We start from the raw sequence: 23618 nt of genomic DNA on the forward strand, positions 1-23618 counted from the left end.
AGAGTGCCAGCGCCACCGACGAAGATGACACTGCCGTCCCGGGCGATGCTCACCGTCGTCACGGCCCCGAACACGTCGAGGTCCTTGTACCGCTGAGCCAGATTGACGTGGGTGACCCCGTTGTGGCGGCTGGTGGAGCTCGACGCCACCACGAGGTCGGACAGGTCACCGGCGGCGACCTTGAAGTCGTCGGGATGAGCCCGCAGATAGGCCATGGCGATGTCCTTCGCCGCGCCTTCGTTCGGGCCGGTCAGGAAAATCGGATTCTTCGGACCAGGCCCATCAGGCTCAGCCCAAGCCGGTCCCGCGGTCAACGACGTCGTAGCCGCGACCAGGGTCGTGGACAGCAACAACGCGGCGTTGCGACGACCACGGGACGGACGCCAATGCAGAGGCACCGCTGCTCCTTTCGGGGGTTGGAAAAGACAGCACGGAGCGCCGATCCACCACCGCCACCGGGCGGCCCGCCACGCCCATCCGCGGCGCTCGCCCGGCCTTCACGTTCAGTAACCAGACCCGTGCGAGGTGAATTGCATCGACGCTACGGTGCCCTTTACCAGCTGATCATCCGACGAGTGGCGAAATATTGGAGCGGCAGGTCCTACGCCTGTCGTGACCTGCAGGATCACGCGAAGGTAAAGACTCAAAGTCGTGGGCGCAAATATGCCCATACCTCGCGCGGGCTCCTTGACCAACGACTGATCGACGGTACGGTCCTTACTCACACGACGCGTCCTCCCAGCATTTGGACGTCGCGCGTCAGGTCCTTCGATCGGAAGGCGGCACATGACCCACCAACCAACCACTAGATCACGCAGAGGCCGGCAGGCGCTCGGCCTCATGGCCGCGGGGCTGCTCATGGCCGCCTCGGTGCCCGGCACGGCGTCGGCAGCGGAGCCCGATCCGCGCGTCGGCCTCGGCGCCGGCTGGCTCGACGCGCAGTCGGCGATCAGCAACCTGGAGCACGTCGCGCACCGCGACAAGCCGGCGGGCTTCGTCGACCCGGCGAACCCGGGTAACGGCGGGTTCTACAACTCGGACCTCGCCTTCAGCGGCAAGTACGCGTTGTCGGGCAACTACAACGGGTTCAACATCATCGACGTCTCCAAGCCCACCGACCCGACTGTGGTCACCAGCGTGGTGTGCCCCGGCGGGCAGGGCGACCTGTCCGCCTACGGCAACCTGGTCTTCATGTCGGTGGAGGAGTCGCGCGGGCGGGTCGACTGTGGCACCAACGCCAGCGTCGGCACCCGGTTCCAGGGCGTCCGGATCTTCGACATCAGCGACGTGCGCAACCCGGTGCAGGTCGCGGGCGTTCAGCTCTGCCGCGGCTCGCACACGCACACCGTGGTGACCGACCCCAAGGACCCCAACAACATCTACATCTACGTCTCCGGCACCACCTCGGTGCGGCCGGCTACGACGATGGAGGGGTGCAACAACAACGCCGCGGACGGTGAGAACCCGTCGCGGTGGCGGATCGACGTCATCAAGGTGCCGCTCGCGGCGCCTCAGCAGGCCGCCGTCGTGAACCAGCCGCGGCTGTTCCAGGACCCGCAGACGGGCCGGATCGACGGCCTGCAGAACGGTCCGCAGACGCCTCGGCACCCGTCCGGCAGCACCTGGTCGCCGTCGCCGAACACCAACGCCTGCCACGACATCACCGCGTACCCGGAGATCGGGCTGGCCGCCGGCGCCTGCCAGGGCAACGGCATCCTGATCGACATCTCGGACCCGGCGAACCCCCGCCGGATCGATGAGGTGTCCGACCCGAACTTCGCGTACTGGCACTCGGCGACGTTCAACAACGACGGCACCAAGGTGATCTTCACCGACGAGTGGGGTGGCGGTAGCGGTGCCCGCTGCCGCGACACCGACCTGCCGGAGTGGGGCGCCAACGCCATCTTCGACATCGTCGACAAGAAGATGAAGTTCGCCAGCTACTACAAGCTGCCGGTTCCGCAGACGCTGCAGGAGAACTGCGTCGCGCACAACGGGTCGCTGATCCCGGTGCCGGGCCGCGACATCATGATGCAGGCCTGGTACCAGGGCGGCATCTCGGTGTTCGACTTCACCGACTCGAAGAACCCGCACGAGATCGCGTTCTTCGACCGGGGTCCGGTCAACCCGAACTCGCTCGTGCTCGGTGGGTTCTGGTCGGCGTACTGGTACAACGGCAACCTCTACGGCAACGAGATCGCCCGTGGCTTCGACGCGTTCAAGCTGACCCCCAGCCAGCACCTGTCGAAGGCGGAGATCCAGGCGGCCTCCGAGGTGCGGCTCGGCCAGTTCAACGCCCAGGGTCAGCCGAAGGTCAGCTGGACGCCGAGCTTCGCGGTCGCCCGCGCGCACTACGACCAGCTCGTCCGTGCCGAGGCCCTCGGTCACCCGCTGAAGTCCCAGGTCGACATGTTCCTCCAGCGGGCCGAGCGGTTCTCCGCCAACGGCCAGCGGGACGCCGCGGTGTCCCAGCTGCAGGAGATCGCCGGCAAGCTGACCGCTTCGGACCAGCAGAAGCTGAAGCAGGCGATCCTGGACCTGGCGGGCTCGCTCTGACCGGTCCCTGACCGAAGGGCACCTCGGCTCGAAGCCTTCGAGCCGAGGTGCCCTTCACCAGTCGTGCATCGACGACACGCTGGAGGCGCACACCAGCCATCCCAGCTCCGATGTCTCGACCCACCCTCGGCCGTGGAAAGCGCCTCCCAACGTCACTCGTAATGATCGGCCTTTGGTACCGGTAGCCGTTTCGTGATCTGGTGAGGGCGACCGACATGAGGCACCATGGCCTTCACTTATGCGCAGCTCAAGCCCGGATTGGTACGTGAATCATGCACCTCTCTCGTCGCGTGGTCATCTCCGCCGTGATCGCCACGGTCGTCGTCGGCTCGGGGGTGGGTGCCGCCCTCTGGGCGAATGGCGATGATCCGGGGTACCGTCCGCCGAGCGCGCACGTGGTGCAGCCGGGGGCACCGGGCCAACCGGGCAAGTCGCTGTCCGGGACCGACCTGTCGCAGGTCTCGCCGCCGGGATTCACCGCGGCGGACAGCCTCTTCATCCAGGGGATGATCCCGCACCACGCACAGGCCCTGGAGATGACCGCCCTCCTGCAGGGACGCACCACCAACCCGGACGTGACCCTGCTCGCCAAGCGGATCGACGTGTCGCAGACGGACGAGATCGCGCGGATGCAGCGGTGGCTCACGGAGCGGAACGTGCCGAGCACGGGGCCGAACGGAGGCCACGCCGGGCACGACAAGCTCATGCCGGGGATGCTCACCGCCGAGCAGCTCGACCAGCTCAAGCAGGCGCGCGGCGCGGAGTTCGACCGTCTCTTCCTCACCTTCATGATCCGCCACCATCAGGGCGCGTTGGCGATGGTGGAGGAGCTCTACGCGACCGGCGGCGGGCTCGAACCGGCGAGCGACCAGTTCGCCCGTGAGGTCAACGCCGACCAGAGCATCGAGATCCAGCGAATGCAGGAGATGTTGGCCAAGATGGGTTGATATCCCTGCGACCTGGCTGGCGGGCATCCGCCGGCCGCCCCTGGTCGCCGCCACGCGCCGAAAAGACGGCGGCCCGGCTGGTCACCAGCCGGGCCGCCCGATCGGGTCGTACAGTTAGCCGCCGAGGCTCGCGGCGGCCGAGGCGATCGCCGAGGCGAAGTAGCTCACCTGGGTGTAGACGCCCGGGTAGTTGGGCCGGGCGCAGCCGTTGCCCCAGCTGACGATGCCGACCTGGATCCAGGCGTTGCTGGCGTCGCGACGGAACATCGGGCCGCCCGAGTCGCCTTGACAGGTGTCCACGCCGCCGCTGGCGTAGCCGGCGCAGATCTCCTCGGCGGCGATGATCTGGCCGCCGTAGTAGGAGTTGCAGGTGGAGTCGCTGACGAACGGCACGGTCGCCTTGAGCAGGTACCGCTGCTGCGGGCCGCCCTCGTACGGGGCGCCCCAGCCGGCTACCGTGAAGGTGCCGTTGTCGTACGCGGTGGTGTTGGCGATCTTCAGCGTGCTCAGCCCGGTGACCGGCGTGGCCAGTCGGATCAGGGCCCAGTCCTTACCGTTGCCGTTGTATCCCGGGGCGCGGTAGACGTAGTTCGACTTCACGGTGATCCGGCTCGGTGACTGGAGATCGACCACGCCGAGGGTCGCGGTGATGCTGGTGTTGGTGCCCGTAGCACCGACGCAGTGCGCGGCGGTGAGCACCAGCCGCGGGCTGTAGAGGGCGCCGCCGCAGCCCATCGAGAGCCGCACCATGAACGGGAACTCGCCCTGGGCGGCCCGGGTGCCGCCGACGACGTACGGCGAGACGGTGCGGTCGGCCGCGGCGGGTGCCGCGAGAGTGAGGCTGCCTGCGGTCACCGCGGCGAGCGCGGCGGCCAGCAGGCCGGTGAGGGTGCGCCAGCGAACCATGTGTTCCTCCGCATCAGGACTGGCACGCCTCGTGAGCGCACCTGATTCGAGATTGCGGACATCATATTGAGATCAATGGATGAGCCGCGACATACCCTCTGGGTCCTATCCGCGCGTTATGGAACCAGATCCGCGCCGGCACCGTCCGGTTGGCGGGTCAGGCACTGGCTGCGACGGCCACCCCGAGGCACAACAACGTCACCCCGGTGACGGCCTGCATCATGCGCTGGGCAGCATGCCCGATGGCCGACTGATCCCGCCAGCCTCCGGGGCACCCGGCCTTCTGCCCACAGCCGATTTCCTTGGCACGAGCGCCCTGCACCGGGTCAGGTAGCAGCATGCCGCCCCACACCGTGCCGCCCCGGCTTCTCCGGTCGTCGCCGTACTGGCCGGTGCTCAGCCATCCCCTGCTGCGACGCGTCCTGCCCGGACTGGCGGTGTCCGCCCTCGGCGACGGCATGTCGTTGATCGCGGTGACCTGGTTGGCGATCCAGCTCGCGCCGCACGGGCAGCGCGGGACCTGGGTTGCGGTCGCGGTGGCGGCCTACACCCTGCCCAGCGCGGCCGGAACCGTGATCTTCGGCCAGCTGCTGAGCGGCCGAAACGGCGCCCAGCTCGCCGGCTGGGACGCGATCCTGCGCGCCGCCGCACTCGCGGCCATCCCCGCCGCCCACCTGTTCGGGGTGCTCAGCATCGGGTGGTACGTGATGCTGCTCGCCGCGTCGTCGCTGCTGCACTCGTGGGGCTCCGCCGGGCGCTTCACCCTGATCGCCGAACTGCTCCCCCGACGGCACCACCTGCCCGCCAACGCGGTGCTCTCGATCATCGGCCAGGTCGCGACCATCGCCGGGCCGCCACTGGCGGCCATCCTCATCAGCTGGGCCGGTCCGGTGTGGGTCATCGCCATCGACGCGGTCAGCTTCGCCGTCCTGGCCCTCACGTACCGCCTCGCGATTTCGCCCACCGCCCGGGCAGCTCCGGAAGACCGTGGCTCCTCCCGCACCGCCGGGTTCGCCGTCATCCGCCACGACCGGGCGCTGCTCGGCCTGCTGGCCCTGACCTTCGGGTTCTTCTTCCTCTTCGGGCCGTTCTACGTGGCCATGCCGATCCATGTCGTGGAGGATCTGCACGCCGCCGCCCCGACGCTCGGGATCTACTACACCGCGTTCGGAGTCGGCGCCCTCGTCGGCGGGCTCGCCACCGGATACCTGCACCGCTGGTCGTTGTGGCCCACCACAGTCGGCATCGTCATCGGCTTCGGCGCCGCCATGCTGCCCCTCGGCCTGAACGCACCGATCGGCCTGTCGCTACCGGCCTTCGCCCTCGCCGGCCTCATCTGGGCTCCGTACCGGTCCACGTCGATGGCGCTGTTCCAACGCAGCACCACCACGACCACACTCCCGCAGGTCCTGGCGGCCAACGGCGCCGTCACCGTCCTGGCGGTGCCGCTGGGCACCATGCTCGGCGGCCCGCTGACGACCGCCGTCGGAGCCCGGCAGGCACTGCTCGTGTGCGCCGTGGCGACCATCGTCCTCGGCCTCGTCGCCGCAGGGCTCACCATCCGGGCCCGCAAACCGCTCCCACCTGGTGGCGATCCGCCCTCGGCAGGCCCTCCGGATGGCGTCGCCTCTGACGGCGGCGCCACCCGGGGCGCGGAGACCCGCTACTGAGCCCAGCCGTAGCTGCCCCGGCGCTCGGCAGGGATGCCGTGGCGTGGTTCGTCCTTGAGAATCCACACCGGATTTTGAGAAGCCGATCAGGGAGCCGTCGGTCCAGGAAAAGCCGACGCGGTCGGAATTGACGATCATCGCTTTATTTCCTAGGTTGATCGTCATGATTATCAATGTTCGGCGACTTCTGGCGATGCTGGCCGCCTTCGTGATGGCCACTGTCGTCGGCATGCCCGATGCGGTCGCCGCCGCCGTCCAGCCCATCAACGACCTCGGCACCGGCAGCTACCTCGGCTTCCAAGGCGGCCTGTATCCGGCGGGCCGGAACACCATGCCGGACGCTCACCGCACGGCCGGAGTCACCAGAGCCCTGCGCGTACGCCCGCTCGACACCACCGGCGCGCCGAGCGCCAACGGCAAGTACGTCCTGCTCTCCATCGGCATGTCCAACACCACCCAGGAGTTCTGCTCGGGAGATGCCAGCGGAAAGTGCGCGCCGTTCTCCCTCATCGGTCAGGCCGCCGCAGACCCGCAGGTCAACCACGACAAGCTGGTCATCGTCGACGGCGCCGCGGGCGGCCAGACCGCCGGCACCTGGGACGCCCCGACCGACGCCAACTACGACCGGGTCCGGGACACCAGACTGGCACCCCTCGGCCTGACCGAACGGCAGGTCCAAGTCGCCTGGGTCAAGGTCGCCAACGCCAATCCGTCGGTGTCCCTGCCCGCGACCAACGCCGACGCCTACCAACTCGTGACCCAGCAGGGCAACATCCTCCGGGCGTTGAAGAAGCGCTATCCCAACCTGCAGCAGGTCTTCTTCTCCAGCCGGATCTACGCCGGCTACGCCACCACCAGCCTGAACCCCGAGCCGTACGCCTACGAGACGGGCTTCGGCGTCAAGTGGGTGATCCAGGCGCAGATCACCCAGATGTCGGGCGGTGGCACCGATCCTCGGGCCGGCAACCTGGACTACAACAACACCACCGCGTGGGCGGCCTGGGGCCCCTACCTCTGGGCCAACGGCCTGCAGCCCCGCTCCGACGGGCTCGTCTGGGACCGGTCGGACTTCGGCTCGGACGGTACGCATCCGTCCAACTCGGGGCGGCAGAAGGTGGCGAGCCTCTTGCTGCGCTTCTTCAAGACCTCACCCCACACGGCCTGCTGGTTCGTCGTCGGCGGCACCTGCGGTTAGGCCGTGCCGCGCGGGCGTCGCGGCACAGCGTCTCCCTGATCCCGGCGTATCCGGTGGCCGGTCCCGCCACCGGATACGCCGACCGGCCCCCGGTCAGCCACCGTCGGCGCCGCTGACGCTGCGCAGCAGTTCGGCACGCGCGGCCTCCAGTGCGACGAACAGCGCCCCCGTGAGCGATGCCGCCTCGCCCAGCGCGCTGGTCTCGATCCGCGGCGGGAACGGCGCGTACGCGTTGACCGTCTCCCGGACCGTCGGCAGCAGCAGCGGGTTGCGGCCCACACCCCCACCGAGTACGACGAGTTCGGGGTCGAAGACCGCGCAGGCGCTGGCAATCGTGAGGCCGAGTTGCCGCGCCTCCGCCTCCACCAGGTCCCGCGCGGCGGGCACTCCCGTGGCGGCCTGGGCGAACAGCTCCTCCACCGACGACGGCCGGGTGCCCGGCCAGGTCGGGCGGGCCTTCAGTGCCGCGAGTACGCCGTAGGCCCCCGCCTCGTCCGCCAACTGCTCTCTGCCCCGCCCGCCCCGCTGCTCGGGTGGGACGGAGCCCGGCAGCGGCAGGTAGGCCACCTCACCGGCGGCGCCGTGCGCCCCGCGGACCAGCTCACCGTTGTGAACCAGCCCCATGCCGATGCCGGCACCGACGGCCAGGAACGCGAAAGTGGCGACGTCGCGGGCGTGCCCTCGCCAGCGCTCGCCGAGCGCCGCGAGGTTGACGTTGTTCTCCAGGACGACGGGCGCGTCGACGCGCGCCTCGATCGGCGTGATCAGGTCGAAGGAACCCTCCTCACCGAGGTTGCGGGCGACCGACATGGTGCGGCCGTCGGCGTGGATGACCCCCGGTGCCGACACCCCGACCCGGCGAAGCGGCCCGAGCTGGTCGCCCACCGCCTCCGTCGCGGATCCGATCATCCGGGCCACCTTCGCGGCGACCCGGCTCGCCCCGGTGGCTCGGGTCGGCTGCCGCTGTTCGTAGCAGAGCGCCCCGCTCATGTCCGCCGCCGCGACGCGGAGGTTGTCCCCACCGACGTCGACTGCCACCACGTATCCGGCGGTCGGCGCCAGCCGGTAGTAGGTCGGCACCCGGCCGGGTCGGCCGCGCCGCACGCCGGCGTCGACGATCAGGCCACTGTCGACCAGCCGACGGACCACCTCGGAGATGGTGGGCCGGGACAGGCTGGTCAGGCGGGCGAGTTCCGGCCGGGTCATCGGCACACTGTCGAGCAGCGCGGCCAGTACCGCCCGGCCGGACGGGTCGACGGAGACCAACGGGAAACCACCCCTTCGCCGGTTGACCCGGATGCTGCGACGACGGTCTTGACCGGTGATCGCGAACCGAGTACAAGTTTTTGTTAAGCAGCCTACCTAATGCCCCAGGAGGGCGATCATGTCGGAGAACATGAGCGAGCTGTCCAGGCGAAGACTTCTCCAACTGACGGCTGTCACCGGCGCGGGCCTCCTTCTCGCCGCCTGCGACGTGGGCGGAGGCAGCGACACCGGCAGCGGCGCTGACAGCGGCGCGGCAGGCAACGGCGAAGGCCAGATCAAGGCCCTGTTCATGAAGCAGGCCGGCTACTCCGAAGACGACATCCGTGCGATGACCGACGAGTTCCAGAAGAAGTATCCGAAGATCAAGGTCGAGCCGTCCTTCGTCGCCTACGAGGCGCTGCACGACAAGATCGTCGCGGCGGCCCCCGCCAGCACCTTCGACGTGGTGCTGATCGACGTGATCTGGCCGGCCGAGTTCGGCAGCAAACGCATCGTCACCGACGTGACCGACCAGTTCCCGGCGGAGTGGAAGAGCGACATGCTCGGCGGCGCCCTCGCCACCGCCGCCTACCGCGACCGCTACTACGGCGTGCCGTGGATCCTCGACACGAAGTACCTCTTCTACAACACCGACATGATCAGCAAGGCCGGCGTCGACCCGGCCAGCCTGTCCACCTGGGACGGCGTCCTCACCGCCGCCCAGACCCTCAAAGCCAAGAAGATCGTCGAGCATCCGCTGATCTGGAGCTGGAAGCAGGCCGAGGCGCTGGTCTGCGACTACACCCAGCTCGTGGGCGCCTTCGGCGGCAAGTTCCTGTCCGACGACGGAAAGTCGATCGCCTTCAACACCGGCGGCGGCCTGCAGGCGCTGGAGTTCATGAAGCGGACCCTCGACACGAAGCTCACCAACCCCAACTCGGTCGAGTCGCTGGAAGAGGACGTCCGTAAGATCTTCTCCGACGGCCAGGCGGCGATGGCGCTCAACTGGACCTACATGTTCAACGCCGCCAACGACCCCCAGCAGTCGAAAATCGCCGGCAAGGTCGGCGTGGCGACCACCCCGTCGGGTCCGGCCAGCGCCCCGGGCGTCAACGGCTCGATGGCCCTGTCGGTCTGCTCCGGCAGCAGGAACCAGAAGGCGGCCTGGACGTACATCAGCTACATCACCAGCGCCGGTGTGCAGGACAAGTACGCCAAGAGCTCACTGCCCTGCTGGACGAAGTCGTACGACGACCCGGCCGTGGCGTCCACCCTGCCGCAGGTCGTGCCGGTGGCCAAGAAACAGCTCGCCAACCTCATCGCCCGACCGCAGGTGCCCCGCTACAACGAGATCAGCCAGATCCTGCAGGCCGAGCTGCAGAACGCCCTGCTGAACCGGAAACCGCCGAAGAAGGCCCTGGACGACGCCGCCGAACAAGCCCGTACTTTGCTTTCATGAGCGCCGCGCCACCGGCGCGCCCGGCACCCACGCCACCGGCCACCCGGCCAGCCCGGCCGGCGCGCCGGAGGCCGTTCGCGCGGCGCGCTGGCGGCGGCCAGACCCGACTGGCGCTGCTCCTGCTCCTGCCTGCGGCGCTCGTCGTCTTCGGCGTGGTCCTGTACCCGGCCGGACGCGCCCTGGTCATCTCTTTCTACGACGTCGACAGCCCATTCCCCGGCCGGTATCCGTTCGTCGGCCTACGCAACTACACCGAGATCCTGGCCGACGACCGCCTGTGGGCGGCGGTCGGACACACCACCTACTTCACCCTCGTCTCCACCGCGCTCGAGCTGGCCCTCGGGCTCGGGCTGGCCCACCTGCTCGCCGCGCCGATCCGGCTGCGCTGGCTGTTCCGCGCGATCGTGATCCTGCCCTGGGCGCTGCCGACCATCGTCAACGGCGCGATGTGGCGGTGGATCCTCAACGCCCAGTACGGCGTGGCCAACGCCCTGCTCACCCAGCTGAACCTGCAGGACGACTACCGGTCGTGGCTCGGCAACGACCCGTTCCTCGCCCTCAACATGGTGGTCGTGGCCGACGTCTGGAAGAACACCTCCCTGGTGGCGTTCTTCCTGCTGGCCGGGTTGCAGACGATCCCCCGCGGGCTCTACGAGGCGGCGCGGGTCGACGGCGCCGGCCCGATCCGCGCCTTCTTCCGGATCACGCTGCCACTGCTGGTGCCGAACATCGCCCTGGTGCTGGTGCTGCGCACCATCGAGGCGTTCAAGGTCTTCGACATCGTCTACGTGATGACCGGCGGCGGGCCCGCGAGCGGCACGCAGACGATCACGTTCTTCACCTACCTTCAGGCGTTCTCCGCGCAGCGGTTCAGCTCGGGCGCGTCGCTGGCGTACCTGACCGTCGTCGCGATTCTCCTGCTGGCCCTGCTCTACCTGCGGCTGCTACGCCAGAGCGAGCTGAGGTCACCGTGAGAGCGAGCCTGCGCTACCGCGTCTTCGTCCACCTGGCCGCGCTCGCCACTTCCGTGGTGATCCTCGCGCCGTTCGTCTGGCTGCTCTACTCCTCGCTCGTCGGCCAGACCGACGTGGTCTCCCGGCCGATGCGCTGGCTGCCCGAGCACGTCACCCTCGACCGCTACCGGGAGATCTTCGCCGGTGGCGGCACCGGCGCCGGCGCGGCGTTCCGCAGCGCGATGGTCAACAGCTTCCTGGTGGCGGGTGGCACGGTCGTCATCTCGCTCGCCGTCGGAGTGCTGGGCGGCTACGCCCTGGCCCGGCTGCGGTTCCCGCTGCGCCGCGCGACGCTGCTGTCGTTCCTGGTCACCTACATGCTGCCGCCGATCGCGCTGATCATCCCGCTGTACCTGCTCATGTCGCGCTTCGGGCTGCTCGACACGCGCACCGGGCTGATCGTCGTCTACTGCTCCCTGGCCACCCCGTTCGCCCTGTGGAACATGAGCACCTTCTTCGGTTCGCTGCCGGTGGAGCTCGAGGAGGCGGCCCGGGTCGACGGGTGCAGCCGCCTCGGCGCCCTCGTCCGGGTGATGCTGCCGCTGTCCAAGCCCGGCATCCTGGCGACCGCCCTGTACGCGTTCCTGTTGTGCTGGGACGAGTTCCTCTACTCGCTGATCTTCACCTCGACCAGCCAGGCCAAGACGGTCCCGGTGGCGATCGCCGAGTTCACCGGGCGCAACGCCGTGGACTTCGGCCTCATCGCCGCCGGCGGCGTACTCGCTGCGTTGCCGCCGGTGGTGCTGGCGGTGGTGTTCCAGCGTTACCTCATCGGTGGCCTCGCCTCCGGGGCGGTGAAGGGTTGAACCTCCACTACCTCGACGGCGTGCGGGCGCAGCCGGAGAACCTACGACGGCCGGCGGCGGCGGTGCGGGCGGCGCTGGCCGGCCCGGCGGGCGCCCAGGCCGCCGCGGCGTCCCGGTGGGGCAACCTGGTGGCCTTCGGGATGGGCGCCAGCGCCACCGTCGACGTCGACCTGCCCGCGCAGGACGGCCTGCTGGTGGTGCGGCTGCCGCGGCTGGCCGGTCTCGGCGGCTGCGTACTCGACATCCTGCCGGTGCAGCTCGCCGCGCACGTCCTGGCGCAGCGGGCCGGCCGGCCGGCCGAGCTGCGGCACGTGCCGGCCGACACGAAGCTTCCCTCTGGCTGAACGGGAGCGGGGCGGTGCCCCGCTCCCGCCCGTCGTTACGGCACCGGAATCGACGACGTGGGGATGTTGTAGCCCCGAACGCGCAGGTAGGGCGCCTGCCCGCCGAGGTCGCTGGTCTGGTAGCTCGCAGTGACGGTGGCCGACTCCCCGGGCCACAGGGACACGTAGTTGTCGGTGTAGTTCACCGGCAGCACCTCGTTGCCCCCGTTGCCGGCCGTGATCTCCGGCCGCAGGAAGAACGCGATGTTCGTCGGGCTGTTGTTGGTCAGTCGGATGGTGGCGGTCTCCTGCCCGCCGGAGGCGGTCCGGGTCACGCTGGCCGCCAGGTTGGGGTTCGACGGCAGGCTGTTGAGCCCGGTGAGGTTGGCGTACGTCTTGACCGAGGTCATGTACCAGTTCTTCTTGTTGCCCAGCGCGTCGGCCTGGGTGGAGTACCAGTAGAGGTTGTTGCTGACCACCGCACCGGCGGAGTCCTTCAGCTGCAGCCGGATGAAGTAGGTCGCGGACAGGCCGGTCAGCGCCGGGAGGGTAAGCACCTGGGTGGACGCGTTCGCCGCCGCGGTGACCGGCACCGTCGTCGTGTACGCCTGCATCAGGTTCGGGATGTTGTACACGCTGGCCGTGGCGGTCAGCCCGCTGCGTGCGCTCAGGGTGGAGTTGACCGCGTACACGTTGCGGGTCTTGTAGTCGTAGGCGATGTGGACCGGCTCGTTGGCCTTCTTGCTGCCGAAGTAGCCGCCACCGGGCTTGAAGTAGTAGTCGTACAGGTTCCAGTGCACCGCCGGCCAGGCGTTGTTGAGCATCCAGAAGATGACCCCGAACGACTGGCTGTACTCGTGCGAGTTCCACGCCTCGAAGAACGACCTCGTGTTCTCGTAGTTCTGCAGCTCCGACTTGCGGGAGTAGTCCTCGGCGCTGGTGGTGCTGCCGTACCGCCTGTTCACGCCGTCGGTGAAGACCTGGATGTTGTCGAAGACGCTCCTGGGTTTGCCGGCGTGGTAGTTCCAGGTGGTCCCGATCGGCCACAGCTCCGCGGCGGGGATGAACTTCTGCAGGCTCTCCAGCGGCGGCGGCGCCTCAGTGCCCTGCTCGGCGTTGGTGCCGAACGCGCTGCCGGACTGGGCGGGGCTGTCCCACCACAGCACCGGCGGCTCCCACTTGTACGGGCCGTCCATCTTCATGCCGGCGTTGGCGTTCGACCAGGTCGCCACGTTGTCCACCGTGGGGTTCTGCCAGTGCAGCCGGGCCGCCGTGTTCTTGTACGTGGTCAGGTGGGCGGCGGTCGGCGGCTGGTCGCTGCCGTAGTTCCACATGAACGGGCTGGCGTGGGCGCGCAACGCCCGCAGTTGGCTCTCCAGCGACGCGTTGGCCACCTGCTCCTGCTCGGCGGTCCAGGTGCTGTCGTTCTCCCAGGCGCTGCAGCAGACGAAACCCGGCATGATCATGACGCCGGCCTGGTCGGCCAGGTCGTAGAGTTCCTCGTTGCCGAGCGTGCCCTCCAGGCGGATGGTGTTGAGGCCCATGTCCTTGACGTACTGGACGTGCGTGGCGTTGGTGCTGGTGTCCCACCGCTGCAGCATGTCCCACATGTAGCCGCCGCCGCGGAAGAAGATTTTCTGCCCGTTGACCTGGTAGCCGACGAACGAGGTGCCGTTGACGGTGGTCCGGTAGTCGGTGAACTGGCGGACGCCGAAGTTGATCGACTTGGTGTCCGACGTGGCACCGGCGACCGTTGCCGACGTGGCGAGCTGGTAGAGCTCCGGGCTGCCGTACTGGTAGGGCCACCACAGGGCGGGGTTGGCCACGTGCAGCTGCGGATAGCTCGCCGGGTCGAAGGTGACCTCGCGGCGCTCGTTGGCGGCCAGCGTGACGGCCTGGCTGGCCGAGATGGTGGGATAGCCGGCCTTGGTGATCGTGGCGCTGACCGTCGCGGTGACCGGGGCGTTGGTCGCGTTGAGGGCGTCGACGTAGACGGTGAGGTCGGCGGCGTTGGTTGCGGGCAGAGGCAGCACCGTCCGGACGTACGGGTCCCGCAACGCCACCGGCCCGGTGGTGTCCAGCAGCGTCCTGCCCCAGAGCCCGGCGTTCATGTCGGGCGCCTCCGGGTTCCAGTCCACGGTGCAGAAGGACAGGTCCTTGCAGTCGTGGGCCGGCGGGGTGACCAGGATCGCCAGCGCGTTGGACGCGCCGGGCCGGATCAGGTTCGTCACGTTGTACTCGTGCGCGACCATGGTGCCGACCGCGTTGGCGTCGAGCTGGGTGCCGTTGAGCCAGATCTGGGCCCGGTAGCTGATCCCCTTGAAGCGCAGCCAGTACGCCTGGTCCGGGGTCGCGGCCGAGGCGGTGAACTGCCCCCGGAACCACCAGTTCTGGCCGGTCAGGTCGGGCACCGACTGCAGGTTCCTACCGAAGTAGATGTTCTGGTAGACGTTGTTGGCGACCAGCCCGGCCAGGACGGTCGACGGGAGCGAGACCGGGCTCCAGCCCGCGGTGCTGTAGCCGACCTGGGAGATGGTCGCCCCCGGGTCGGTGACGTTGGTGGCTGACCGCAACGCCCAGCCCGTCGACAGTTCGGTCGAGCCCACGGTGGCGGCGCTCGCGCTCGGCACGTGCACGAGCCCGACGCTTGCCACGAGGGCCAGGGCCGCGAGCAGCGTGCCGAGCAGTCGGCGGTTCAGCAGGCGAGGTCGGTCGATGATGAGGCGCGATGACATGGGTGGTGGCCTCCTCGATCTGATCAAGGCGGTGTGCCGTGCGGTGCGCGGCGGCTAGGAGCCGGTGGGCCAGGACACCTGAACGGAGTGGTAGTAGTTGATGCCCATGACGCGCCAGCGCGGGCCCTGTGCGCCGAGCCGCTGCTGGAAGGACGTCCAGTCGTGGGTGCTGGCCGGTGACCAGCCCAGCTCGGCGATCGCCGGCAGGCGCGGGAAGGCCATGTACTCGGCGTCGGCGAGCGCCTCGATCGTCTCCGTCCACAGCGGCGCCTCGACCCCGAGCACCGACGTCTCTCCGACTCCGGAGAGATAGGTGCCCGGGTCCCAGCCGTACGCGTCCTGCACGTCGATGAAGCCGGCCCAGCGCTGGCCCAGCCGGGTGCGGGAGTTGTACTTCATGTCGAGGTAGCTGCGGTTGGCCGGCGACATGATGATCTTGGTGCCGTTCCCGGCGGCGGTCGCCACCGCGGCGTGGGAGGTCGTGGTCCCCCAGTACTGGGCGACGGTGGACGGCAGGATCGGGGCGTTGACGATGTCGTGCCAGCCGACGACGGTCTTGCCGTGTGCGGCGACGATCGGCTGTGCCCGGTTCATGAAGGTGGCGTAGTCGGCGGCGGTGGTGGAGCTGGCCTCGTCGCCGCCGATGTGCAGGTAGGGCCCGGGAGTCAGCGTGGCGAGCTCGCCCAGAACCTGATCGATGAACGTGTAGGTGAGCTCCTTGCTCACGCAGAGCGAGCTGAAGCCGACCCTGGTGCCGGTGTAGAGCTTCGGCGCCACGCCGTCACAGTTCAGTTCCGCGTACGAGGCGAGCGCCGCGTTGGTGTGACCCGGCATGTCGATCTCGGGGACGACCATGACGTACCGGGCGGCGGCGTACGCGACGATCTGCCGGTATTCGTCCTGGGTGTAGTACCCGCCGGTGCCGCCGCCGACCTGGGTGCTCCCGCCATAGACGGCGAGGTTGGGCCAGCTGTTGACGGCGATGCGCCAGCCCTGGTCGTCGGAGAGGTGCAGGTGCAGCCGGTTCACCTTGTAGAGGGCGATCTCGTCGATGTACCGCTTGACCACGGCGACCGGGAGGAAGTGCCGTGCGACGTCGAGCATCGCGCCGCGGTGGGCGAAGCGCGGATGGTCGATGATGCGCCCGCCGGCCACCTCCCACGGCCCGGGCTGCACCGTCGCGCTCTCGACGGCCGGGGGCAGCAGCTGACGCAGGGTCTGGACGCCGGCGAACAGACCCGCCGGCTGGTTGGCGCGTACCGCGATCGACGCCGTCGTGACGTCCAGCTGGTAGCCCTCGTTGCCGGCGCTCGCCGGTGCCCCGGACAGCAGCAGCGCGATGCCGTCCGCCGGGGTGGGGCTCGATGCGTCGACGACCGGCATCGGATATCCGGTGGAGCGGCGCAGGATGGCGGCGAGTTGGCCGGCGACGTCCGCGACCGCCGGTGAATCGGGTTCGGTGTAGATCGCCGTGGCCGCGGTGACCCGGTAGGTGACGCCGGTGGCCGGGGTGGCGGTGACCGGCGCCGGCACGACGGAGGCCAACGAGACGGCGGCTGCGGCGGGAGTCGCGGGGGCGGCCGGAGCGACCGCGCTGCCGACCAGGGCGAGGATGACGGTGGTGAGCAGACGTACGCCGCCGATGGTCATGACTGCCTCCGGAGCCCAGCGATGCCGCAGAAAGCGCGCGCGACGCTCACCGCACATCGACCTTCGTCGCTAGCAGTCAAGGTAGCCGCCATCTATTAATAAGGCAAGCTACCTAACAAATATCGGCTCACCCCGCTCCGTGAAGACCGGCTGCCTCCTCAGTGGGCACGCGAACGGTGCATCGTCAGGGGTTGCGGCGGCGCTGGTTGCGGACCCGGCGCTCCTCCTCCGTCACGAGCGCCTGGATTCGGCGCATGGTCGCGTCCGGCGCCAGGATCGCCTCCCGCCACCGGTCCAGCGTCCTGGTCAGGTCCCACACCGTCGCTCGCAGCTCCTGCAGCTCCCGTTGGGATGTCGCCAGCTCCTCCCGGACGGCCAGCGCCTCGTTCTCCAGTTCGGTGACCCGGGTCCGCAACGGCTGTACCAGGGCCAGAGCCGCGTCGGTCAGCGCCCCCGCCGTGTCGGCCTTCAACTTCCGACGTTGCACGGCGATCGTGGCGAGCACCCCGAGGCCGCTGGCGCCACCGAACAGTCCGAGCGTCGAGATCAGCACCTGCGCCCAGTAGGGAGAGCCGGGCGTCTGCGCGAAGATCATGTCTTCGCCTCCGGCCACGGATCGATGCCGGCTTGGTGCATGCGGATGATCCAGCGCAGCGACCGCACGATCTCCATCGAGCGCAGCCACGAGCCGATCGCCACCGCGCCGACGAACGAGGCCGCCACCACCGCCTGCGCGCCGGCGACCACCAGGACGGAGACGACGTACATCGCGGCGATCGCGCCCAGCATCAGCACCGCGGCGAGCTCGATGCCGAGCCCGGTGCCGAGCTGCCCCGGCCAGAACATGCCGAGCAGCCCCGCGACGCCGACCACGATCAGGCCGAACTCCCAGCAGACTTTGATCACGTCGGGCATCGCCACCTCCACCGACTGCGGCCGGACGCGCAGCACGACCAACAGGACGCCACAAACCGGCGCGGTGACCAGGACGGCGAGCTCGTAGACCCGCTGGCTGGTCCGTTCATGGATGCTCCCCACGATGCGCTCCTATCCCGCCAGCGCGTCCGTCGCGACGCGACGGACAGCCGATGAACGTCGAATCCGGCCCGTCCCCACGACGTCGTCGGCATGAGAAACACGAGGGCTGGGATGCCGCCGAGGGCGTACCGACGGCCACGGTGCGGGCAGGGAAGCGACACCGTCCGCTGTCGCGCATGGCGGCAGAGGCCCTCCACCGGACTGCCGCTCCGTGCCACACAATCAAACATATGCCCAGGTCAGAGGCACATCGACGGCCCACGCGGGCAGAACGATCACCACAGCGCTCACCCCGACGGCTGTCAGATTGTCGACAGCGCAGCAGGGTGGTCGAAACCGTTGGAATATCGCTTCCGCGAAGGCTACGGCCGGCCGCGGTCGGCCCAGACGTGCAGGGCGTCCCGATCGGACGCGCCGTCCAGGTTGAGGGCCGCCTCGATCAGCGCAAGGTGGGTGAACGCCTGTGGGTAGTTGCCGAGCGCCGTGCCGTCGACCGCGAGTTGCTCGGCGTAGAGACCGAGCGGTCCGGCGTGCCCGCGCAGCCGGTCGAAGACCCGCCGGGCCTCGTCCCGCCGGCCGGCGAGCACCAGTGCCGAAACCAGCTCGAAGCAGCAGAGCAGGAACGCGCCCTCCTCGCCCGGCAGCCCGTCGTCCACCGCGTACCGGCGGACCAGACCGGGCCCGACGGCGAGGCGCTCGCGGATCCGGTCGACCGTACCGGTCACCCGAGGATCGTCGCCGGGCAGGAATCCGACCACCGGGATGCGCAGCAGCGCGGCATCCAGCTCGCGCGACCCGTACGCCATGACGAAGCTGCCCAGCTCGCGGTCGTAGCCGCGGTCGCAGACCTCGGCGTGCAGCGCGTCGCGCGCCGCCCGCCACCGCCGTACCGGCGCGCCGCGGTCGCCGACGAGCTCCGCGAGGCGGCTGCCCCGGTCGAGACAGACCCAGGTCATCACCTTGGCGTTGACGTAGTGCCGGCGCGGCCCCCGGATCTCCCAGATCCCGTGGTCCGGCTCCCGCCACCGGTCCGCCATGGCGTCAACGTGCCGGCGCAGCAGCCGCCACTGGTCCGCGGTCAGCTCGCCGGTGAGCCGCTGGTACGCCAGCGCGGCGTCCAGAACGTGCCCGTACGTGTCGAACTGCACCTGCTCGGCGGCCTCGTTGCCGATCCGCACCGGGGCCGACCCGGCGTACCCGGACAGGTGCGGCAGCACCTGCTCGTCGGTGATCACGCCACGGATACCGACCAGCGGTGCCAGGGTGTTCCTGGCGCCGGAACACACGTCGAGCAGGAAGCGGAGGTAGCGCCGCCCCTCCTCGGCGTGGCCCAGCCTGAACAGCGCCAGCAGCAGCAACGCGGCGTCCCGGTGCCAGGTGTAGCGATAGTCCCAGTTTCGTACCCCGCCGATCTCCTCGGGCAGCGAGGTGGTCGGCGCGGCGAGCAGCGCGCCGGTCTCGTCGAAGGACAGACCCCGCAGTACCAGCGCGCTGTGCCGCACCACGTCGGCGCCGAAGCCGGCGTAGTCGCTGCGCACCGACCAGTCCCGCCAGGTGCGGCAGGTCTGGTCGAGCAGCTCCTCCGGCGCGGCCGTGCCGGGCCGCTCGCCGTAGCCGATCAGCACGGTGGCCGTCGCCCCCTCGGACAGCTCGATCTCGCCGTGCAGGGTGCCACCATCGACGGCGAGGGGCAGGGTGGCCCGCACGGCGAGCGGGACGCCTCGCGCCTGCCAGCGGCCGTCGGCGGCCGCCCACTCGACGGCGGCCGCGCCGTAGTCGGGTCGCGGCTGCAACCGGACCGCCAGCCGTACCGTGCCCCGCTCAGCCGTCACCCGCCGGACCAGTAGCTTCTCGGCACGGATCGGCTGCGCGGGGTCGCCGGGCCGGATCGCGAGGAAGTCCTGCCCGACGGCCGTGCCGCTGGGCGCCACGTACCGGCTCTCCAGCACCAGCGTGTCGGGCAGGTAGCGGCGGTCCGGCTCCGAGCAACCGGCGACGGAGTGCGCGAACGCTCCGCCCCGGTGCCGATCGAGCAGCCGCGCGCACACCGCGTCGCCCTCGGCGTGCGGCAGGCAGAACCAGTCGACCGCACCGTCCGGCCCGACCAGCGCCGTCGTGTGAGTGTCGGAGAGGAAGGCGTACGAGTCGATGGGCGGGAAGGTCATACCAGCTCCGGCAGCACCCGGGCGCTGAACACGTCGAGGAACGCGTCCTGGTCGAGCCCGACCTGGTGCAGGTAGATCTCGTCGACGCCCAGGTCGGCGTACGCCCGCAACCAGTTCGCGTGCGTGCCGGGCTCGCTGGAGACCAGCACGTGCGCGCGCATGTCCTCCGGCCGTACGTACGCGGTGGCCTGGGCGAATTCGGCCGGCGTGGCCAGGTCCCAGCCGAGGTCGCTGCCGAGGATGGCGGTCCGCCACTGCTCGTGCGCGTTGCGCAGCGCGGTGGCCTCGTCGGCCGCCCAGGACAGGTGTACCTGAAGCAGCACCGGTCCGGCCCCGCCGCCCTCCCGGTACGCCTCTATCACTTGCCGCACCGCGGTCACCTCCTGGTTGATGGTGATCAGGCCGTCCGCCCAGCCCGCCGCCCAGTGGGCGGTCTCCGGTGTGACGGCGGCGGCGTAGACCGGCGGCGGCTGCTCCGGACGGGACCAGAGCACCGCCTGGTCGACAGTGACCAGGCCCCGGTGGTCGACGCACTCACCGGCGAAGAGCGCCCGGATCACGTCGACGCACTCGCACAGCCGGGCATTGCGCTCCGGTTTGCTGGGCCACCGATCGCCAGTGATGTGCTCGTTGATTGCCTGCCCGCTGCCCACCGCCAGCCAGAACCGGCCCGGGAACATCTCGGCCAGCGTCGCCGCGGCCTGCGCCACGATCGCCGGGTGGTACCGCTGTCCGGGCGCGTTGACGACCCCGAGCGGCAGGTCGGTACGGGCGAGCGCCGCGCCCAGCCAGGACCAGGCGAAACCTGACTCGCCCTGCTCGACCCCGAACGGCGCGAAGTGGTCCGAGCACATCGCCCGCGAGAAGCCCACGTTCTCGGCCGCCGAGACCAGGCGGAGCAGGACACTCGGGGGGAACTGCTCGTGCGAGGCGTGAAAACCGAAGGCGGGCATGTGCGCTTCCTCCTGGCCGGCGGAGTCCCGGGACCGACGACTACCCGGCATGCCGGCGGGTAGTCGGCCGGACCGGCGGAAGGAGGACGCGTGGTGACGAAACCGTTCGTCAACTGGTCCGGCAGCCTCTCCTTCACGCCGGCGGAACACGCCGAACCGGACGACGAGGACGCGGTACGCCAGCTGATCCTGCGTGCGCGGGAATCCGGCACCACCCTCCGTCCGGTCGGGTCGGGCCACTCGTCGAGCCCGCTGGTGCGCACCGACGGGACGCTGCTCAGCCTCGACCGGATGGCCGGCGTGATCGCCGACGATGGAGGACAGGCCACGGTCTGGGCGGGCACCAAGCTGGCGGCGCTGGGCGAGGGCCTGTACGACGCGGGACTGGCCATGGACAACCTCGGCGACGTCGACTACCAGTCGATCGCCGGCGCCACCGCCACCGGGACCCACGGCACCGGCCTCGGCTTCGGCAACCTGTGCACCCAGGTCGCCGGCGTACGCCTGCTCACCGGCACCGGCGAGGTGCTCGACGTCTCACCCGAGCGGAACGCGGAACTGCTGCCGGCGGCGCGGCTCTCACTCGGCGCGCTCGGCGTGGTCACCCGGGTCACCCTCGACGTGCAGCCCCGCTACCAACTGCGCCGCCGGGCGTGGTGCGCACACGTCGACTGGACCCTGGACCACCTGGCCGAGCTGCAGCACACCAACCGCAACATGGACTTCTACTGGTACCCGCGCAGCGACCTGACCCAGATCCGGACCATGAACCGCACTGACGAGGCGCCGGACGAGCGGGCCTGGGCCGCCCGGCGGGTGCCCTCGTCCACGCCATGGGAGGCGCCGCGCGAGATCCAGGTCGGCCCCACCCACCGCACCATCCCCCAGGCTCGGCAGCTGCGCTTCGAGGAGATCGAGTACATGCTCCCCACGGAGGCCTTCCCCGCCTGCTTCGCGGAGGTGCGCCGCCGGATCACGCAGCGGCACCGCCGGGTCGCCGGCTGGCGGGTGCTGGTGCGCAGCATCGCGGCCGACGACATCTGGCTGAGCAACGCCTTCGGCCGCCCGACCGCCACCATCGCCTGCCTGCAGAACACCGGTCTGCCGCACGAGGAGTACTTCCGGGACATGGAGGCGGTCTTCCGGCAGTACGGCGGCCGGCCACACTGGGGCAAGAAGCACTGGCTGACTGCCCGGGACCTGCGACCGCTCTACCCCCGGTGGGACGACTTCCAAGCCGTACGGCGACGCCTCGACCCGGACGGCGTGTTCCTCGCCCCCGATCTGGCCCGCCTGCTGGAGGAGGAGTGATGCCGGAGGTCGGCGCGTACGTGTGGGTCGTCCCCGGCGGGCACATCCCGTTCCCCAGCCACGGGCGAGAGCCCGACTTCACCAGCTTCGACCAGCTCTGCGTGCTCAACATCACGGACACCGAGGCCGAGCTCAGCCTCGACCTCTACTACGAGGACACCGATCCGGTCGGGCCGTACCGGATCATGGTCGGCGCCCGGCGGATCCGGCACGTCCGGATCAACGACCTGATCGACCCGGAGGCCGTCCAGCTCGACAGGCCGTACGGCTGCCTGCTGCGCTCCACGGTGCCGGTGGTCGCGCAGTTCCTCCGCCAGGACACCCGGCTGCCGGGCCTGGTTGCGCTCACCGGCACCATGGCCTATCCGGGGCCGCCACCCGGATAGGTTCGGGCCCGTCCCGCGCGGGTACCCGCGCCCATGCCGTCCTCCGCCAGCCTGCGATCGGCAGCCGACCCGGTACGCGGCCGCGCCGCCGGCGTCGGCCGGGACAGCTGGCGGCGGCTGCGCACCTACCTGATCGTCGCCGTGCAGGCCGGGCTCGCGGCGGCGCTGTCCTGGGTGGTGGCCCGGCAGGTGCTGGGCAACCCGGAGCCCACGTTCGCCCCCGCCGCCGCCGTCGGTGTGATCGCCGCGGCGCTCGGCGGCCGGGCCCGCCGGACGATCGAGCTGGTCGCCGGGGTGGTGCTCGGCATCCTCGTCGGTGACCTGCTCATCCTCCTGGTCGGCACCGGCCCCTGGCAGACCGCGGCGATCGTCTTCCTGGCCGTCAGCACCGCGGCGGTGGTCCGCGGCAGCGGCGCGCTGATGACCCAGGCCGGCGGTACCGCCGTCCTGATCGCCACGCTGACCCCCGCCACGCCGGACCTGGAGCTGCCCCGGACGATCAACGCGCTTGTCGGCGGCCTCGTGGGCATGTTCGTGGTGCTGGTGCTGGCCCCGCTCAACCCGCTGCGCACCGTCCGCCGGGTGGCGGACCCGACGCTCGACCTCTTCGCCCGGCAGATCACCGCCGCCGCCGAAGCACTCGCCCGCGGCGACGCCCCCCGCGCCGAGGAGGTGCTGGACCGGATGCGCGACGCCGAGTCGGAGCTGGCCCGGCTCGACGAGGCGATCAGCGCCGCCCACGAGGTGGTCCGACTCTCCCCCGTCCGCTGGCGCCGCCGCCGGACCCTCGGCGCCTACCAGCGCGGCGCCGAACACATGGACCGCGCCTTCCGCAACAGTCGCACCTTGGTCCGCCGGATCGGCACCAGTTTACGTAGCGGGGAACCCGTGCCACCCGACCTACCAGCCGCCGTGGAACGCTTCGGGGAGGCCATCCGGTTGCTGCACCGGGAATTCCTCGGTGCCCGGGAACCCCAACAGGCCAGGGAACGGGTGCTGGCGGCGGTTCGGCACGCCGGCGCCGCCTGCCGGCAGGACATCGGCTTCTCCGGGACGATCGTCGTCTCTCAGCTGCGTACCGCCGCCAACGACCTGCTCCGCGCCACCGGCGTCCCTCAGGACGAGGCTCGCCGTCTGGTCCGACGCGCCGCCGCCGGCCGGTAGGCGGTCATGCCGGGTCGGCGCCGCCCCACACCCTGCCGGCGGGGTCCGGTCACACCTCCGCCCGACTGCCACGGCAACCCGTCGCCCGTCATCATG

At 70.2% G+C, this 23618-nt stretch carries 19 protein-coding genes and 1 pseudogene; 11 read left to right on the forward strand and 9 right to left on the reverse strand.

The genetic code is table 11. The features are described from left to right. Positions 1–398: pseudogene (locus ABZ783_RS08270) on the reverse strand (hypothetical protein); the annotation flags it as partial. 388 nt (positions 399–786) lie between these two features. On the opposite strand from ABZ783_RS08270, the gene ABZ783_RS08275 reads away from it, so the two are divergent. Next, the gene (locus ABZ783_RS08275) at positions 787–2556 is read left to right on the forward strand and encodes a hypothetical protein (RefSeq protein ID WP_357435330.1); all 1770 of its coding nucleotides are present in this window, start codon (positions 787–789) and stop codon (positions 2554–2556) included. 272 nt (positions 2557–2828) lie between these two features. Next, entirely contained in the window at positions 2829–3503 is a 675-nt protein-coding gene (locus tag ABZ783_RS08280; protein ID WP_357435331.1) for a DUF305 domain-containing protein, read from the forward strand. Between the two features lie 114 nt (positions 3504–3617). Here ABZ783_RS08280 and ABZ783_RS08285 read toward each other — a convergent pair whose 3' ends face one another. Further along, positions 3618–4409, reverse strand: a complete 792-nt coding sequence (locus tag ABZ783_RS08285) for a serine protease (protein WP_357435333.1) — start codon at positions 4407–4409, stop codon at positions 3618–3620. A gap of 338 nt (positions 4410–4747) precedes the next feature. On the opposite strand from ABZ783_RS08285, the gene ABZ783_RS08290 reads away from it, so the two are divergent. Continuing rightward, the gene (locus ABZ783_RS08290) at positions 4748–6079 is read left to right on the forward strand and encodes an MFS transporter (protein WP_357435334.1); all 1332 of its coding nucleotides are present in this window, start codon (positions 4748–4750) and stop codon (positions 6077–6079) included. Between the two features lie 163 nt (positions 6080–6242). Then, entirely contained in the window at positions 6243–7274 is a 1032-nt protein-coding gene (locus ABZ783_RS08295; protein ID WP_357435336.1) for a hypothetical protein, read from the forward strand. Between the two features lie 93 nt (positions 7275–7367). On the opposite strand, the gene ABZ783_RS08300 is transcribed toward ABZ783_RS08295, so the two are convergent. Beyond that, positions 7368–8540 carry an ROK family transcriptional regulator gene (locus ABZ783_RS08300; protein ID WP_357435339.1) on the reverse strand — a complete coding sequence of 391 codons (1173 nt, stop codon included), beginning with the start codon at positions 8538–8540 and terminating at the stop codon, positions 7368–7370. Between the two features lie 118 nt (positions 8541–8658). Here ABZ783_RS08300 and ABZ783_RS08305 point away from each other — a divergent pair, with 118 nt between their 5' ends. The 4 genes from ABZ783_RS08305 to ABZ783_RS08320 are packed head-to-tail and all read left to right on the forward strand — an operon-like array spanning position 8659 to position 12141. Beyond that, entirely contained in the window at positions 8659–9978 is a 1320-nt protein-coding gene (locus tag ABZ783_RS08305) for an extracellular solute-binding protein (RefSeq protein WP_357435341.1), read from the forward strand. After that, the gene (locus ABZ783_RS08310; RefSeq protein ID WP_357435343.1) at positions 9975–10952 is read left to right on the forward strand and encodes a sugar ABC transporter permease; all 978 of its coding nucleotides are present in this window, start codon (positions 9975–9977) and stop codon (positions 10950–10952) included. Before ABZ783_RS08305 ends, ABZ783_RS08310 begins: the two co-directional genes overlap by 4 nt. Beyond that, positions 10949–11797 (forward strand): carbohydrate ABC transporter permease, encoded by an 849-nt coding sequence (locus ABZ783_RS08315; RefSeq protein WP_357435345.1) that lies wholly within the window; start codon positions 10949–10951, stop codon positions 11795–11797. The genes ABZ783_RS08310 and ABZ783_RS08315 overlap by 4 nt, the downstream gene beginning before the upstream one ends. Next, positions 11794–12141, forward strand: coding sequence for a hypothetical protein (locus ABZ783_RS08320; RefSeq protein WP_357435347.1), 348 nt, complete (start codon positions 11794–11796; stop codon positions 12139–12141). The genes ABZ783_RS08315 and ABZ783_RS08320 overlap by 4 nt, the downstream gene beginning before the upstream one ends. A gap of 35 nt (positions 12142–12176) precedes the next feature. Here the strand turns inward: ABZ783_RS08320 and ABZ783_RS08325 are convergent, their stop codons facing one another. From ABZ783_RS08325 to ABZ783_RS08350, 6 genes are all read right to left on the reverse strand, one after another. Continuing rightward, on the reverse strand, positions 12177–14855 hold the full coding sequence (locus ABZ783_RS08325) for a hypothetical protein (RefSeq protein WP_357435349.1): 2679 nt from the start codon (positions 14853–14855) through the stop codon (positions 12177–12179). A gap of 54 nt (positions 14856–14909) precedes the next feature. Then, positions 14910–16505, reverse strand: coding sequence for a beta-N-acetylhexosaminidase (locus ABZ783_RS08330; protein WP_357435352.1), 1596 nt, complete (start codon positions 16503–16505; stop codon positions 14910–14912). Positions 16506–16689: 184 nt separating this feature from the next. Beyond that, a complete protein-coding gene (locus ABZ783_RS08335; RefSeq protein WP_357435354.1) occupies positions 16690–17100 on the reverse strand; it encodes a hypothetical protein in 411 nt (136 codons plus the stop codon). Further along, the gene (locus tag ABZ783_RS08340) at positions 17097–17543 is read right to left on the reverse strand and encodes a hypothetical protein (RefSeq protein WP_357435356.1); all 447 of its coding nucleotides are present in this window, start codon (positions 17541–17543) and stop codon (positions 17097–17099) included. The genes ABZ783_RS08335 and ABZ783_RS08340 overlap by 4 nt, the downstream gene beginning before the upstream one ends. Before the next feature lie 362 nt (positions 17544–17905). Beyond that, positions 17906–19708, reverse strand: coding sequence for a glycoside hydrolase family 15 protein (locus ABZ783_RS08345; protein ID WP_357435358.1), 1803 nt, complete (start codon positions 19706–19708; stop codon positions 17906–17908). Further along, on the reverse strand, positions 19705–20661 hold the full coding sequence (locus ABZ783_RS08350) for a TIGR03885 family FMN-dependent LLM class oxidoreductase (protein WP_357435359.1): 957 nt from the start codon (positions 20659–20661) through the stop codon (positions 19705–19707). Before ABZ783_RS08350 ends, ABZ783_RS08345 begins: the two co-directional genes overlap by 4 nt. Before the next feature lie 90 nt (positions 20662–20751). Between ABZ783_RS08350 and ABZ783_RS08355 the strand changes: the two genes are divergently transcribed. The 3 genes from ABZ783_RS08355 to ABZ783_RS08365 are packed head-to-tail and all read left to right on the forward strand — an operon-like array spanning position 20752 to position 23522. Next, positions 20752–21972 carry a D-arabinono-1,4-lactone oxidase gene (locus ABZ783_RS08355; protein WP_357435361.1) on the forward strand — a complete coding sequence of 407 codons (1221 nt, stop codon included), beginning with the start codon at positions 20752–20754 and terminating at the stop codon, positions 21970–21972. Further along, entirely contained in the window at positions 21972–22358 is a 387-nt protein-coding gene (locus ABZ783_RS08360; RefSeq protein ID WP_357435363.1) for a sensory rhodopsin transducer, read from the forward strand. The genes ABZ783_RS08355 and ABZ783_RS08360 overlap by 1 nt, the downstream gene beginning before the upstream one ends. A 33-nt stretch (positions 22359–22391) precedes the next feature. Then, the gene (locus tag ABZ783_RS08365; protein ID WP_357435365.1) at positions 22392–23522 is read left to right on the forward strand and encodes an FUSC family protein; all 1131 of its coding nucleotides are present in this window, start codon (positions 22392–22394) and stop codon (positions 23520–23522) included. Positions 23523–23618 lie beyond the last annotated feature (96 nt).

The organism is Micromonospora sp. NPDC047738 (genome assembly GCF_040642675.1).
In the GTDB taxonomy this organism is placed as follows: domain Bacteria; phylum Actinomycetota; class Actinomycetes; order Mycobacteriales; family Micromonosporaceae; genus Micromonospora.

Bases quoted from the DNA above. Each gene is read 5' to 3' on its own strand.
- ABZ783_RS08275 (WP_357435330.1), top strand. From the start codon at position 787: ATGACCCACCAACCAACCACTAGATCACGCAGAGGCCGGCAGGCGCTC.
- ABZ783_RS08280 (WP_357435331.1), top strand. From the start codon at position 2,829: ATGCACCTCTCTCGTCGCGTGGTCATCTCCGCCGTGATCGCCACGGTC.
- ABZ783_RS08285 (WP_357435333.1), bottom strand. From the start codon at position 4,409: ATGGTTCGCTGGCGCACCCTCACCGGCCTGCTGGCCGCCGCGCTCGCC.
- ABZ783_RS08290 (WP_357435334.1), top strand. From the start codon at position 4,748: ATGCCGCCCCACACCGTGCCGCCCCGGCTTCTCCGGTCGTCGCCGTAC.
- ABZ783_RS08295 (WP_357435336.1), top strand. From the start codon at position 6,243: ATGATTATCAATGTTCGGCGACTTCTGGCGATGCTGGCCGCCTTCGTG.
- ABZ783_RS08305 (WP_357435341.1), top strand. From the start codon at position 8,659: ATGTCGGAGAACATGAGCGAGCTGTCCAGGCGAAGACTTCTCCAACTG.
- ABZ783_RS08310 (WP_357435343.1), top strand. From the start codon at position 9,975: ATGAGCGCCGCGCCACCGGCGCGCCCGGCACCCACGCCACCGGCCACC.
- ABZ783_RS08325 (WP_357435349.1), bottom strand. From the start codon at position 14,855: ATGTCATCGCGCCTCATCATCGACCGACCTCGCCTGCTGAACCGCCGA.
- ABZ783_RS08330 (WP_357435352.1), bottom strand. From the start codon at position 16,505: ATGACCATCGGCGGCGTACGTCTGCTCACCACCGTCATCCTCGCCCTG.
- ABZ783_RS08335 (WP_357435354.1), bottom strand. From the start codon at position 17,100: ATGATCTTCGCGCAGACGCCCGGCTCTCCCTACTGGGCGCAGGTGCTG.
- ABZ783_RS08345 (WP_357435358.1), bottom strand. From the start codon at position 19,708: ATGACCTTCCCGCCCATCGACTCGTACGCCTTCCTCTCCGACACTCAC.
- ABZ783_RS08350 (WP_357435359.1), bottom strand. From the start codon at position 20,661: ATGCCCGCCTTCGGTTTTCACGCCTCGCACGAGCAGTTCCCCCCGAGT.
- ABZ783_RS08360 (WP_357435363.1), top strand. From the start codon at position 21,972: ATGCCGGAGGTCGGCGCGTACGTGTGGGTCGTCCCCGGCGGGCACATC.
- ABZ783_RS08365 (WP_357435365.1), top strand. From the start codon at position 22,392: ATGCCGTCCTCCGCCAGCCTGCGATCGGCAGCCGACCCGGTACGCGGC.